The 13,578-nt window shown below is 45.4% G+C and carries 12 protein-coding genes; 5 read left to right on the top strand and 7 right to left on the bottom strand.

Annotated elements, in window-relative coordinates:
- Nucleotides 1-138: 138 nt before the first annotated feature.
- From sppA to K9M52_RS11335, 3 genes are all read left to right on the top strand, one after another.
- On the top strand, nucleotides 139-1,917 hold the full coding sequence (gene sppA, locus K9M52_RS11345; protein WP_224068545.1) for a signal peptide peptidase SppA: 1,779 nt from the start codon (nucleotides 139-141) through the stop codon (nucleotides 1,915-1,917).
- Between the two features lie 144 nt (nucleotides 1,918-2,061).
- The gene (locus K9M52_RS11340) at nucleotides 2,062-3,171 is read left to right on the top strand and encodes an ABC transporter permease (RefSeq protein WP_224068544.1); all 1,110 of its coding nucleotides are present in this window, start codon (nucleotides 2,062-2,064) and stop codon (nucleotides 3,169-3,171) included.
- A 17-nt stretch (nucleotides 3,172-3,188) separates the two neighbouring features.
- Nucleotides 3,189-3,701, top strand: a complete 513-nt coding sequence (locus tag K9M52_RS11335; RefSeq protein WP_224068543.1) for an SRPBCC family protein — start codon at nucleotides 3,189-3,191, stop codon at nucleotides 3,699-3,701.
- Nucleotides 3,702-3,780: 79 nt separating this feature from the next.
- On the opposite strand, the gene K9M52_RS11330 is transcribed toward K9M52_RS11335, so the two are convergent.
- Nucleotides 3,781-4,992: a glycosyltransferase family 2 protein gene (locus tag K9M52_RS11330; protein WP_224068542.1), complete on the bottom strand. Its 1,212-nt coding sequence runs from the start codon at nucleotides 4,990-4,992 to the stop codon at nucleotides 3,781-3,783.
- Between the two features lie 307 nt (nucleotides 4,993-5,299).
- Between K9M52_RS11330 and pdxA the strand changes: the two genes are divergently transcribed.
- Both pdxA and K9M52_RS11320 read left to right on the top strand, forming a co-directional pair.
- Entirely contained in the window at nucleotides 5,300-6,391 is a 1,092-nt protein-coding gene (pdxA, locus tag K9M52_RS11325; RefSeq protein WP_224068541.1) for a 4-hydroxythreonine-4-phosphate dehydrogenase PdxA, read from the top strand.
- Between the two features lie 6 nt (nucleotides 6,392-6,397).
- Nucleotides 6,398-7,267 (top strand): aldose 1-epimerase family protein, encoded by an 870-nt coding sequence (locus K9M52_RS11320; RefSeq protein ID WP_224068540.1) that lies wholly within the window; start codon nucleotides 6,398-6,400, stop codon nucleotides 7,265-7,267.
- A 74-nt stretch (nucleotides 7,268-7,341) separates the two neighbouring features.
- On the opposite strand, the gene K9M52_RS11315 is transcribed toward K9M52_RS11320, so the two are convergent.
- The 6 genes from K9M52_RS11315 to rsfS all read right to left on the bottom strand — a co-directional run bounded on the left by K9M52_RS11315 (nucleotide 7,342) and on the right by rsfS (nucleotide 13,517).
- The gene (locus K9M52_RS11315) at nucleotides 7,342-8,430 is read right to left on the bottom strand and encodes a mechanosensitive ion channel family protein (protein WP_224068539.1); all 1,089 of its coding nucleotides are present in this window, start codon (nucleotides 8,428-8,430) and stop codon (nucleotides 7,342-7,344) included.
- A 40-nt stretch (nucleotides 8,431-8,470) separates the two neighbouring features.
- Nucleotides 8,471-9,394 (bottom strand): hypothetical protein, encoded by a 924-nt coding sequence (locus tag K9M52_RS11310; RefSeq protein WP_224068538.1) that lies wholly within the window; start codon nucleotides 9,392-9,394, stop codon nucleotides 8,471-8,473.
- The gene (locus tag K9M52_RS11305) at nucleotides 9,387-10,181 is read right to left on the bottom strand and encodes a UDP-2,3-diacylglucosamine diphosphatase (RefSeq protein ID WP_224068537.1); all 795 of its coding nucleotides are present in this window, start codon (nucleotides 10,179-10,181) and stop codon (nucleotides 9,387-9,389) included. Before K9M52_RS11305 ends, K9M52_RS11310 begins: the two co-directional genes overlap by 8 nt.
- A gap of 8 nt (nucleotides 10,182-10,189) precedes the next feature.
- Nucleotides 10,190-10,834, bottom strand: a complete 645-nt coding sequence (locus K9M52_RS11300; protein WP_224068536.1) for a LutC/YkgG family protein — start codon at nucleotides 10,832-10,834, stop codon at nucleotides 10,190-10,192.
- Nucleotides 10,835-10,936: 102 nt separating this feature from the next.
- Entirely contained in the window at nucleotides 10,937-13,042 is a 2,106-nt protein-coding gene (gene ftsH / locus K9M52_RS11295; protein WP_224068535.1) for an ATP-dependent zinc metalloprotease FtsH, read from the bottom strand.
- A gap of 76 nt (nucleotides 13,043-13,118) precedes the next feature.
- On the bottom strand, nucleotides 13,119-13,517 hold the full coding sequence (gene rsfS / locus K9M52_RS11290) for a ribosome silencing factor (RefSeq protein WP_224068534.1): 399 nt from the start codon (nucleotides 13,515-13,517) through the stop codon (nucleotides 13,119-13,121).
- Nucleotides 13,518-13,578: the final 61 nt, after the last annotated feature.

The following is a 13,578-nucleotide window of genomic DNA, read 5'->3' as shown; positions in this document are numbered from 1 at the left end:
ATCATTCCCGGTGGAATGGCCTAACTTTGGCTATACACATCGTGTACCCTTAAATTAGAGACAAAAGTACATGACCTGCGGCAGCTGGCGCCTGAAAACTTATGCACGGCGATCGCTTGTCTACTTTAAAATGCGTATATGGTTAAATTTCTGAAGTTACTCCTGGCTGTTTTTATCTCCATGCTGGTCTGCAGTGTCTTATTCTTTTTTATTTTGCTGGGTATCGTGTCTATGGCCAGCAGCAAATCTGAAGTTCACCTGGAGGACAAATCCATTCTGGTAGTAGATCTCACAAAACCTGTAAAAGATTTTGAGCAGCCCAGCATATCGCTTAGCCTGAATACCAATAAACTGACCTCCTCTCCCCCGAATTTATACGAAATCCTCAGCATGATCCGGTATGCGGGTAAAGACGACCATATAAAAGCGATCTATATAAAGGGTGCCTATAACGTCAATGGTTTTGCAGCCAGCCAGGAACTACGTCAGGCCATTCAGGATTTCAAAAAGAGCGGCAAGAAGGTCATTGCATATGCCCCCACAATGTCTCAATCAGCCTATTATGTTGCAAGTGTCGCAGATAAAGTGTATGTCAGCCCCATAGGAGGACTGGATTGGATGGGAATGGTCGCCCAAATGGTTTATTTTAAAGGGTTATTGGACAAGTTAGATATCCACCCGGAGATCTTCTATGCCGGTAAATTCAAAAGCGCCACTGAACCGTTCCGCAGAGACAATATGAGTGATGCCAATCGCTTGCAGACCAACATCTGGCTGGGTGAGATATATGGACAGGTTCTTGACGGAGTAGCACAGAGCCGGGGGCTGGACACCGCCAGCTTACACGCCCTGGCAAACCAGGGTGCCATTCAGTCCGCCCGGGATGCATTGGATCATCACATGGTGGACGGTCTGTTCTATGCAGACCAGGTAGAGGCAGCATTACGGAAAGCGGTCAACATAAATGTTGACGATCAGCTCCATCTGATCAGTCTGGATAAATACAATAAAGCCGCAAATTATAAGGATTATTCAGGAATTGACCGGATCGCTGTTTTATATGCCCAGGGTGATATTGTCACCGGCCCCGACGGCGAAGGCATCCAGGGAGAGCGCTATGTCAGCATGATCCGGGATATCCGCAAAGATAGTTCAATTAAAGCCTTGGTGATCCGGGTCAACTCACCGGGCGGCAGTGCCTTGGCCAGTGACTTGATCTGGCGTGAGATTCAATTAACAAGAAAACACAAGCCTGTTATTGTGAGCATGGGTAATATGGCCGCCTCGGGAGGGTATTACATCTCATGCGGGGCAGATTATATCTTTGCGGAGCCTACTACCCTTACGGGATCCATCGGGGTATTTTCTATGTTGGGTAATGCAGAAACTTTTTTCAAAAACAAGCTGGGAATCACTTTTGATGCTGTTAAAACCGGTGAACATGCCGATCTGGGCTCCATTGCCCGGCCGCTGACGCAAGTAGAACGAAACTGGATGCAGGCATCTGTGGACAGCATCTATCATACGTTCATCAGTCGCGTAGCTGAGGGGCGCAACAAATCTACCGCCTATATAGACACGATCGGTCAGGGGCACGTCTGGACGGGCATACATGCGCAAAAGATCGGACTCGTAGACTCCATTGGCGGTTTACACGACGCTATTGCCTACGCAGCCAAAGAAATCCATAGTACATCATACCGTGTCAGTACTTTCCCCGTCAAAAAATCCATCCTGAGCCAACTACTGAGCAGTGATGATAATCAGGAAGAAGATATTGATATGCAAATGAATATGAAGTTAACCGCCGGTGGTATTTCTCCGGAGCTGGCCAGCCTGATCGGTCAGGTAAGGGAGCTGAAAACCATGATGAATCAGCCTCAGGCAAAACTACCCTTTGAATTAACGATCGAATAAGCAACCATTCACAAATGTCTTTGCCGCACACCGGGCCGCCTATTTATTTTTAGGCCGGAATTCACAGCGATCCTTATTACCTTTGCCTGCGTCAGCCGAACGCGTCTAACGCAGGCAAAGGATAAGAAAAAGCTGGAAGAATTTATGTCTAAATACAAATACAGTCAGGTAAAAGCAATGCTGGCTATTGCAAGGGGCTCATTTAAGTCCTCTCTGCGCTCTCCTTCTACGGTTATCTTCAGTATTGGATTCCCCCTGGTTTTTATTCTGGCATTTGCCTTTCTGGGTAGTGGTTCCGGCCCCCGCATCAATATCGCTATTCATACACAGGCCGACACCACCAGTGAGGTCTACCGGGCTTTAAAGACAGCACCTGGCATCCGGATCAAAAATGAACATGGCGAATTATTAAGTGAAGACCTGGAAAAAGGCCGGATCACAGCCATCGTCAATATTCAGAGAACCGGCAAAGAGAACCCCGCTTATATCATTCACCTCACGACGTCTTCTGCAGTCAATCCTGCTTCAGTTGAAGTATTACAGTCGTATCTGAATGCAGAAGCCGATGCCCTAAACAAAACTTATTTTCCACACGCTGAGGCGGTGGTAAATGTGAGTGATGATATTGAAAAATTACCAGGCAGAACTTACCGCACGATCGATTTTATTCTACCCGGACAGCTTGGCTTCTCTCTGCTCAGTGCCGGTATTTTCGGCGTCGCTTTTTTATTCTTTAATCTGCGGCAGCAGCTGGTACTCAAACGCTTTTTTGCCACGCCGATTTCCAGAACTTTTATCATTTTGGGCGAAGCCCTAAGCCGGGTCGTCTTTCAGTTACTGGCAGCTATTGTCATTATCATTATAGGAGTCGTGTTTTTTAAGTTTACGCTGGTACATGGCTGGATCACTTTTATAGAAATAATGATACTTAGCTTTATCTCGCTGATCGTGTTTATGGGCTGCGGCTTTATCGTCAGCGGGCTTTCCAAATCCGAGAGTACCATCCCTCCCTTCGCCAACATCTTTACCCTGCCTCAGTTTTTGTTGGCAGGCACTTTTTTCCCGATTGAGAATTTCCCCAAATGGTTACAACCGCTCTGTAATATATTGCCACTCACTCATTTTAATAATGCGATGCGTAACATATCATTCGAAGGGGCAAGTCTGTTGAGTTGCTGGCCGGATATCGCTAACCTCCTTATCTGGGGAGTAATCGTTTATGCCATCGCCATCAAAGTATTTAAATGGGAGTAATCAATTAAAGCATTTGCATGAAATATCTAAAATTAGCCATATTCAGCATAGGCAGCCTCTTTTTACTGGTCACCTGCATTGGGTTGTTGTTCCCATCCAGGGTTACGGTGATCCGTTCAGCTTCCTTCAACCAGCCAATTGACAGCGTGTATCCGATGCTTCATGATCTGAGCAACTGGCATTACTGGCTCTTTGACAGTACACATCCCGGCAAGCTATTAACAACCAGCAGTATAGGCCCGGGCGCCTCCATTCAGGTGGGTTCCAGCAAGATCACAATAACCCATGACAGCGCTTATTATATTGAGTCAACCTGGCACGGCAGTAAATCCAATGACCAGATCTGTGGCTGGCGGCTGTCGCAAGACCCCAACACCCCCGGAACGATGCTAAGATGGCATTATACCCAGCATCTGGATTGGTACCCATGGGAAAGGGTCGGGGCTGTACTCAATGAAAAAATATTAGGTCCTTCCATGGACAGTAGTATGGCCAGGTTAAAACGACATTTTGAACAGCAAAGGGAATAAAGCAGTTATACAAAGCCTGGTGTTACAGGCACTTTGTTTGTTTATTTTCTACTTGGCAAAAGGTTCTTTATTACTTATTTTACCCTACCAGCACCTCGCCCAGCCCTTTTTTATCACTGGAACTGATCAGGCTGTCAAAATTCAGGTAATGCCAGTACACATGGCGTACCGGTGCGTGCCGCTGCAAAAAATGTATGGCAGCATCATAGGTAAATTGCGGGCCAATACATAATACCCAGGCCCGGTTGCCATTTTTCTCAAGAGGAGTGGCCATTAGCGCGCCTTTAGCAGGTGTATAATGAATAGAGGTATCGGGTGCGTATTTTTCCCATATCTGTCCGGCTTGCGTCGCAGAAGCCGCATCGCCTAACAGCTCAATACTGGAATAACTGCTCAGATCTGGCGCGACGCCTGCGTTTCTTTTGTTTTTGCCCGGTTGCCATCCGGAGGCGATTATACTCAAAAGATATCTGCCGGCAATAGCTGTTTTCAGAAAACCCCGGTAAACAACGCCCGACCATCCTTTATAATACTTATCAACAAAAAGGATCATGGCTTTGTAGAAGTTTTTCAAATGATTCGCGCTTCCTTTTTGGGCACTTTCTCCTTTAAAATGGATAATAGAGACATTCCCTAAATAGTAGTTTTTATAGCCTGTTTGCTGCAGGCAATAACTCAGGTCAATATCTTCTCCATACATAAAGTACCTTTCATCAAATCCCTGGCTGTCCTTAAGCAGTGGTGTGCGGGCCATCATAAACGCTCCTGCCAATACCTCAACCTCGTGGATCAGGTTCTCATTGAGATATCCTAAGGAATATTTTCCAAACAAACGGGAGCCGGGGAATAACTTGGAAAGGCCACAGAGTTTAAAAAAAGAAACCAAAGGTGAGGGAAAGGCTCTTTTACTCTCTGGAAGGAACCGGCCACTGCCATCTACCATCTTAACACCTAAAGCACCTACTGTGGCGTTACTTTCAAAAAAAGACAAGCAGCTTTGAATGGCGCTGTCAGATACCAGCGTATCGGGATTAAGATAAAGGACAAAATCTCCTTTTGCCTGGCCCAGGGCGAGATTGTTGGCTCTGGCAAATCCGGTATTTTCTGTGTTGGCAATAAAATGAACTTCGGGAAATTTTTCTTTCAGATAATCCAGGCTTCCGTCACACGAACAGTTGTCCACGACGATTACTTCTGCTTCCATTCCCTGTATTGCATGAGATACAGAAGCCAGACAGTGCGCCAGGAAATACCTGACATTATAATTGACAATAATGACACTTAGTTTCAATACAGTTCCATTTTAGTATTACCCAATAAGTCATAGTTTCAATCTGCTATCATAAGAAGTCCAAAGCAGGCATTTTGATCTGTTGCCTCAATCCAGAATCTATTACTTCTCAGCAGCTGCAGCTATTTCTCCTACATATCAGTTAATAACGTGAAGGTCACATGAAAATTTTAACCCCTGTTGTTTTTAACAACTTTTAAGACCCCCACTCCTGTTAATTAAACGCGCCACGACCCTCAAATGTTACATTTGACGACAAAAACTTCCTGAAAAGTGGTACATTTACACTGTCAAAAACAATTATGGAATGAGTCAGGAACTTTTTAGACCTGTTATCGGCTTAAGTTGCGGTGACCTCAATGGCATCGGTTTAGAGATTATTATTAAATCCCTGAGTGACAATAGGATATTAGATGTCTGCACGCCGATCATCTATGCCAATAGTAAATGTCTGAATTTCTATCGTAAATCCATTCATGATAATAATTTCCAGTTTTCGATTATCCGGGAAGACGGAAAACTCAATTACAAGCAGGCAAACCTGATTAATTGCTGGGAAGATGAAGTAGCTATTCATCCGGGTCAGCTGGAACCGGAAGCAGGCAAATATGCCTTTTTATCTCTTCAGGCAGCCGTAAACGACCTTAAATCAGATCGTATACAGGGGCTGGTTACCGCGCCTATCCATAAAATGACCATCCAGTCCGATCAATTTCATTATAGTGGGCATACGCCTTATCTCAGGGATTGTTTTGAAGCGTCAGATGTAGTGATGATGATGGTCGCAGAAAACATGCGGGTGGCTGTCGTTACGGAACATATTCCCATATCGGAAGTGGCTGTACATATTACCAGCGAGGCCATCTTAAGCAAGTTACGCATTATGCACAGTAGCCTACAGCGGGATTTTAATATAAACAAACCAAAAATCGCCGTACTTGGGCTCAATCCCCACGCAGGTGACGAAGGTCTGATTGGAAATGAGGAAGAGAAGATTATCCTACCTACCATAAAAGAAGCCAAACAAAAAGGCATACTTGCCTTTGGCCCATACAGTGCCGACGCATTTTTTGCCCGGGGCTCCTACCAGCAGTTTGACGCAGTATTAGCCATGTACCATGACCAGGGTCTGATTCCTTTTAAATCACTGGCCGGCGGTGAAGGCGTAAACTTCACCGCCGGCCTGCCCGTTGTACGCACCAGTCCTGACCATGGAACCGCTTTTGACATCGCAGGAAAAGGTATCGCCAAACATGAATCCTTCCTGACAGCCTTATATAGTTGCGTTGACCTGATCAGGGAAAGAAAGATTTTTGACGAAAACCACGCCAATCCGATGCAGAAAAGAAGCAGCAGGGTACTTGCCAACCTGGAAGATGAACGCGTAACAGAAGAATAATCCTCTATGTACATAATACAAAATGAACAATTAGAAATTGTAGTCGCCGCCAAAGGAGCGGAATTGCAGAAAATATATAATAAAGAAACGGGCCTGGATTATCTATGGAGTGGGGATCCTGCCTTTTGGGGAAAGCACAGTCCTGTACTATTCCCTATTGTAGGAACACTTAAAGATGGCAGTTACTTATACAATAACCAAACATATCATCTCTCCCGTCATGGTTTTGCCAGAGACCTGGAATTTACCGTTATCCACCAGTCAGAGGCTGCCATCAGTTTTTCGCTGCAGCAAACCGCAGCCACGCTGGAGCAATACCCTTTTTATTTTGAGCTGAGGATCCACTACCGGGTAAAGGAAAACCGTCTGCATATTCAGTATGAAGTGTTGAATCAGGATGAAAAAACACTATGGTTTTCTATTGGCGCGCATCCTGCATTCAAGGTACCCTTAGTTAAAGGAACCAGCTTTGAAGATTATGTCCTTTGCTTTAATGAGTTTGAGAATACAGGACGCTATCCGTTAACCGATGATGGCCTTCTGGCAGAAGATCCACAGATCTTCCTGCAAAATACCGATGAGCTCCCACTTAAAAAGTCCTTATTTTACGAAGATGCGCTGGTCTTCAAAACCCTGCAATCCAGTTCAATTAAACTGGAAAGCCCTAAAACAGAAAACGGGCTGACTGTTGATTTCAAAGGTTTTCCTTATATGGGTATCTGGAGTGCCAGAGATGCCGATTTTGTGTGTATCGAACCTTGGCTGGGAATTACTGATAGCGTCACTACTTCCGGTAAGCTGGAGGAAAAAGAAGGTATCCTCTCATTAGCACCGGGTGAGACATTTACGGCAGACTGGGCAATCATGACTTGGTAAAAGGCGAAAGATGATTGCCTACATCCGGCATTCGGTTTACTGATGGCATTAATGGGCATTGCCTTTATTCCATATCACTTACTTAATTCAACCGATAGAGAAATCTGCTTAATCTGTAATTTTTCCATCCTCGCAACGACAGCCAGATTTATTTTTTGATTTAGTATACAGAAGTCAGCATAAGCCATAGAAATGCCGACAAAGTACTCCATAAATATGGTATGCCCCTGGTTACCGGTGGTCTTAAAAAAGATTGTATTAGAAGTGATCGTAGCTCCTTCACCTGCTATGATCTCTTTGATGGCATCTACCAATTGGTTCAGTTGCAGTGCAGTCGTCTCCGGGGCCAGCCGGATCTCCTGCCTGAACCTTCGGAAAGTCTGATCGCTGACATTTTCCAGTTTATTACCTGTCAGGTCCCTGTTAGGCACGCTGGCCAGCGTCTTCTGATCTGTCCGGAGCACTGTACGCCGGAGCCCGATTCGTTCTACATTACCACTGGTACCATTAACCGTTATATAATCTCCGATTAAAAACGGTTTATCAAGCAGGATAATGATGGAGCAGATAATATTTTCTACCGTATCCTTCGCAGCCAATGCAAGAGCAGCCGTCACAAGTCCGACGCTGGTAGCCAAAGATGCACCAGTGATGTTAAAGATGACTTTAAAGATAACCAGAATACATAAAACGACCAATAATGCCTTGACCAGATCCGACAGCAAAGATGCCAGCTGGATCAAAGAGCGATCCCCTCTGCGGGTAGCGGATCTTTTAAAGACCGCGGCCGTCATATAGACCACGCCAATCAGCATATTAAAAAACAGGAAAACCAGAAATGCCAATGCCAGTTTATGAATAACATCACTAAAGTGCCCTTTAAGAATTACAAAGTCTAATGCCTGTGGAAAAACAAGTTTATGTAAGGCAATAATCGTTATTAACCAGAACAAAAAACGACTGAGCGGTCTGACGAGCCTGTCGTTAATGGATTCTTTAAAATTATGATGGTCTACTTTGGTCAGATAACGAACGCTGAACCAGGCAACTAATTTAGAAATGCCCTTTGAAAAAAGCACCATAAACAACACAACTGCGATGGCGATCAACCAGGCTCCGACTGTATTGCTTAAGATCATTTGCTGTAGAATTCTGTCTGACATATCCACTTAATTTGCTGATTAAGAAAATGAGCTGGTTTTATTAATTCGCCTGTACTTTTAATGAATACCCCACCATACCTTCGTCCGTGAGCAACCAGAGCATTCCGGCGGCTCCATCAAAGAGTATTTGCCGGATATTTACCTTTATGGAGGAAAGATCATGCCAGAAGGGAGCAGCAACGAGCTGCTTTCCAGTTGCCATGAGCCAAAGCCGGTTCGCTTTTACGCCTGACAAAAAGCCCGCGGTCACCTGTGGGTCACGTAGCCCCTTTATCGGTATCTTCTGTTTAAGGGCACCATAATAATCAAATACATACCAGCCAAAATCCGGGTCGTAAGCATAAAGCAAGCCATCGCGATCCAGCAGTTTCGCCGGGTCAACTCCCTCATCAAAAACTTGGCGTAAGTCACTGGAGACAAAAGTCACTCTACCCTGTCCATCTACCTTCTTGATCTTTGCTTCCTGTTTATCATATACCCAGTACTGATTATCATAGCTGGTAGCGATCGTCTGCGCATCCCAGATACCTGATTTTCTAAGATCAATGGTATTGACGGGGCTCAGATACCGGTCCAGAACGACGATCGTTGCATAATCTCTGTAATAAACGGCAATCTTGAGTGGATTCGTTACATCCAGTTCAGATAGCTGGCCATAACTGCGAATATTATCGTAATGGCTGATAGAGTCTCCTTTCTTATTATATTCTGTAATCTGATTTCTCTGGCTGCCCATCAAAAAAAGATTACCCAGACGATCCAGTTCAAAATGGCGGTAATCCCCCCGGATCGTCCTGTCGGGCGTTTGGCTAAGCCACAAGTTACTGTCGGGTGAATCTGGCACCACATTTTGTCCCATAGTCTTCATACTAGCCGACAACAGGATCAGGCATATCCAGGCCAGGGCGGGAACCCGCGAGGTGACAATTTTTTTCCCCATAATATGTCTGCCGGGTTTATTCATCCTCCCATTTTTTTAGCTGCATTTGGCTTCCATCAAAGCTGCCATAGGTAAAATTGGTGATCCAGTCCCCAAGATTGATATACTGACTATTTTTAGTCAGATCCAGCTGGATCGGATAATGCCGGTGCCCATAGATAAAATAATCAAAGAATTCCCGACGCAGTATCTCTTTGGAATGCACAACCAGCCATTCTTCGCTTTCGCCCATCCATACAGCGTCCGCACTACCGGTTTTCGCTCTGCTTTTACGACTGAAATAACCTGCCAGACCAATCCCCCAATCAGGATGTAACTTCCCAAAAAGCCAGTTGCAAAACTTACTCCTGAATATCTTTTTCAAGAACTTATAGCCTTTATCTCCCGGCCCCAATCCATCACCGTGAGCGATATAGAACCGTCTGCCATTCGCTGTAAAACCGGCCTCGTGAAAATAAACTTTAATGCCCAGTTCTTTCTCAAAATAGTCTTTCATCCACATATCATGGTTGCCCACAAAAAAATGGATCGGAATGCCCTTATCCGCCATGGTAGCCAGTTTCCCCAGCAGCCTGACAAAATGTTTAGGGACCACCTGCTTATATTCATACCAGAAATCAAACATATCTCCCAGCAAAAATAGCGCTGCCACCCGGCCTTCAATATGATCCAGAAAACGGAGGATCTTCTTTTCTCTAATCAGACTACCGGCATAGTCCGGTGCCCCCAGATGGAAATCAGAAAGAAAATAGATCTGCCTGTCCGGACTGGCATCACTCAAGGCAATATTATGCAGGGATGTATTTACCATAAATTAAATTACAACTGATCTTCAACCACAAAACAATAAACTTCGCCTGGGCCATGTATACCGACGACCAGCGTCTTTTCGATATCGGCGGTCCGGCTGGGGCCGGTGGCCAATGTGATCAGAGAAGGCATTTGCTTTTGTCCCCGCTGGATATAAGTTAACCCTTCTTCAATATCATATACCAGCTGGCTCGTATAGGCGATACAGATATGGATCGGTGTATACACGCTGGTGGTTCTGCCACTGGTTTGCCGGGTACTCATCATAATACTGCCTGTACGGGCAATGAGCTTTTCACATCCGGTAATGGCAACCGGTGCATTCGCAGAAGGGCTAAATTCCAATCCACGGAAATCATGCTGTTGCAATAAATCAATCAGGGCCGACTCCCTGCAAAAAATCCGGGGCCACTGCCTGTGTTGCTGTAATCCTGTTAACTTGGCCACCAGCTCTGCTTCGTCGACACAGTAAATGAACTGCCCCTGTACGGCGGAAAAGTTTTCTGCGAATTGTACGGTCAGTTCCTCCGTACCTGATACAACCACCTGGTCCCTGGACATACTCTGTTTCTCAGGAAATGGCATGGGTGTGCTATGAGAAAGGGCTTTTTTGATCCTGTTTAATATCTGCTCTTTGGCCGTTACACTTTTCATGGAGTCATAGATAATTGATCGTAAAGATACTGCTCTAAAGGGAAAATGCCTACCTCCACAGTGGGCAGATAGGCATTTTCAGTTATTGATGTTATCACCTTCTCAGGCAATGTTGCTTTTATTTTGTTGATCATCGCTGGAAGCAGAAGGAATCTGCTTGATTGAACCGTCATAGGGCGGAACACCTTCGCTAAGGCCCGCCGGCTGGGGGTCTTCCTCTTCCGGCTCGTCGTCATGCGGACGTTTACCGACAAGTGCTTCCACATCACTTTTAAAGAGCACTTCTTTTTCCAGGAGTGCCTTAGCCAGGCGTTCAACCTCGCTTTTACGCTCGGTAAGCAACGCCAGGGTCCGTTTATAAGCTTTCTCTACCAGTTCTCTTGCCTGTTCATCAATCAGTTTACCGGTTTCCTCACTGAATGGCTTGGTGAACTGATTCTCCTGTTGGGGGTCATAATAGCTTAGATTACCGACTTTTTCATTCATGCCGTAAACAGTAATCATGGAATAGGCGGTGCGGGTAACCTGTTGCAAGTCATTAGACGCACCGGTCGAAATCTTCCCGAAGAAGATCTGTTCTGAGGCACGACCGCCCAGTGTCATGCAGATCTGATCCAGTAACTGATCAGTATTATAGAGGTATTGCTCTTTAGGCGTATATTGAGCATATCCCAATGCAGCTGTCCCCCTGGGCACGATCGTCACCTTAAGTAAAGGATATGCATGCTCCAGGAACCAGCCGCAAATAGCGTGACCGGCCTCGTGATAAGCAATGATCTCTTTTTCATGCGGCGCGATGATCTTGTTTTTCTTTTCAAGGCCACCGATCACCCTGTCAATGGCGTCATTAAAATCACTCATATCTACCGCTTCTTTGCCTTTACGCGCAGCAATAAGAGCTGCCTCATTACAAATATTGGCAATATCTGCACCGGCAAACCCCGGTGTCTGTTCCGCCAACTTATGGATATCGAGTGTTTGGGAAACTTTAATGGGTTTGAGATGGACACGGAAGATATCTTCACGACCCTTCACATCAGGACGATCAATAGAGATCTGCCGGTCAAAACGCCCGGGGCGTAGTAAAGCGCTGTCCAGTACATCCGGGCGGTTGGTGGCCGCCAGAATGATAATACCACTGTCACCGCCAAAACCGTCCATTTCTACCAGAAGCTGATTTAAGGTGTTTTCCCTTTCATCATTGCTCATCATGGCATTTTTACCTCTGGCACGACCGATCGCATCGATCTCATCGATAAAGATAATACAAGGGGCTTTCTCTCTGGCCTGTTTAAAAAGGTCGCGGACCCGGCTGGCGCCGACACCGACAAACATTTCCACAAAATCAGAACCGGACATGGAGAAGAACGGCACCTGCGCCTCTCCTGCCATGGCTTTCGCCAGCAATGTCTTACCTGTACCGGGAGGTCCTACCAGAAGTGCTCCCTTAGGAATCTTACCACCGAGATTGGTATATTTTTTTGGGCTCTTGAGGAAGTCCACGATCTCCATGACTTCCACTTTAGCCTCATCAAGACCTGCTACGTCCTTGAAAGTGATATCCATTTTGGATCCTTTCTCAAAGAGCTGTGCCTTAGATTTACCGACACTGAAAATACCGCCACCGCCGCCGGCGCCACCGCCCATGCCGCCGCTCATCTTACGCATCATCAGGATCCAGATGAGTGCCAGCCCTACCAGTGTGATTAAAGTGCTGAATATCGGACTGCTCCAGAAGTTGGTATCGCTGACAACGCCTATATCCGGCTGTTTAATCTGCGGATTGGCTGCCAGAAAATCATTCAATTGAGCCTGAAAGCCTTTTAGATCGACAACCCTGAACTGGAAAAGCGGTGCGCTGCTGTAATTTTCCAGGTTGACCATCCGGCCTTTGAAAGTCTGTTTGTAAAAAGGCTTGCCCAGACTATCTTTATTGATATAGACCCTGACATAGCTTTCTGCATTGTCTACTAACTCCAGTTTGGTTACATCTCCTTGTGCCAACAGGTCCTGTGTAAAAGTGGGTTGTGTGATCGTCACCATATCAGGGCTGTTTTTTGCAAAATAGCTGTAGCCGATAATGGCAATGACAATTAAACCGTATATCCAGTAAATACTTGGACCTTTAGAGGGTTTGCGGCCATTATTATTAGACCCAAGGCCTCCTCCGAGGTTTGGTATTCTTCTTTTATCGTTGTTTTGTGCCATAAATGATTGAAATCCTGCAAACGAAATTGCAGTTGTTTATGATAATTGCTCGATTATTAACATTTGTGGATGAGGGCTAGGATTCATATTTCTGCTCCGGCGCATCACACCAGAGCTCTTCCAGACTATAAAGTCGCCTGGTTTCCGGCAGCATAATATGCACCACGACATTTACGTAATCCACGAGTACCCAGTTCAACGAACCGCGTCCTTCTGCGTGAAAGGCGGATTCGCCTAAATTTTCCTTCACCTCTTTTTCTATAAAATCCCCGATTGCTTTTACCTGTGTAGTGCTGTCCGCCTCACATATTATAAAGAAATCAGCTACTGCTTCCGGGATCCTTCTCAAATCCAGAGAAAGTATATTCTCACCTTTTTTTGCCTGAATCGCGCCGATGATCGTCTCGATCAACTTTGCATTCCCTGCCAGCCTGGTTACTTTTCCCGTAGTTTCCTTTTTCGCTTTTGTCGTCAATATTTAAAAATAGATTAAATTAAAAATAGTTTAAATTGATTAAACATCAACGCCTAATCGG

The organism is Arachidicoccus terrestris, assembly GCF_020042345.1.
GTDB classification, from domain to species: Bacteria; Bacteroidota; Bacteroidia; order Chitinophagales; family Chitinophagaceae; genus Arachidicoccus; species Arachidicoccus terrestris.
The sequence above is the reverse complement of the archived record's forward strand: the minus strand, read 5'-3'. Positions and strand labels throughout refer to the sequence as shown.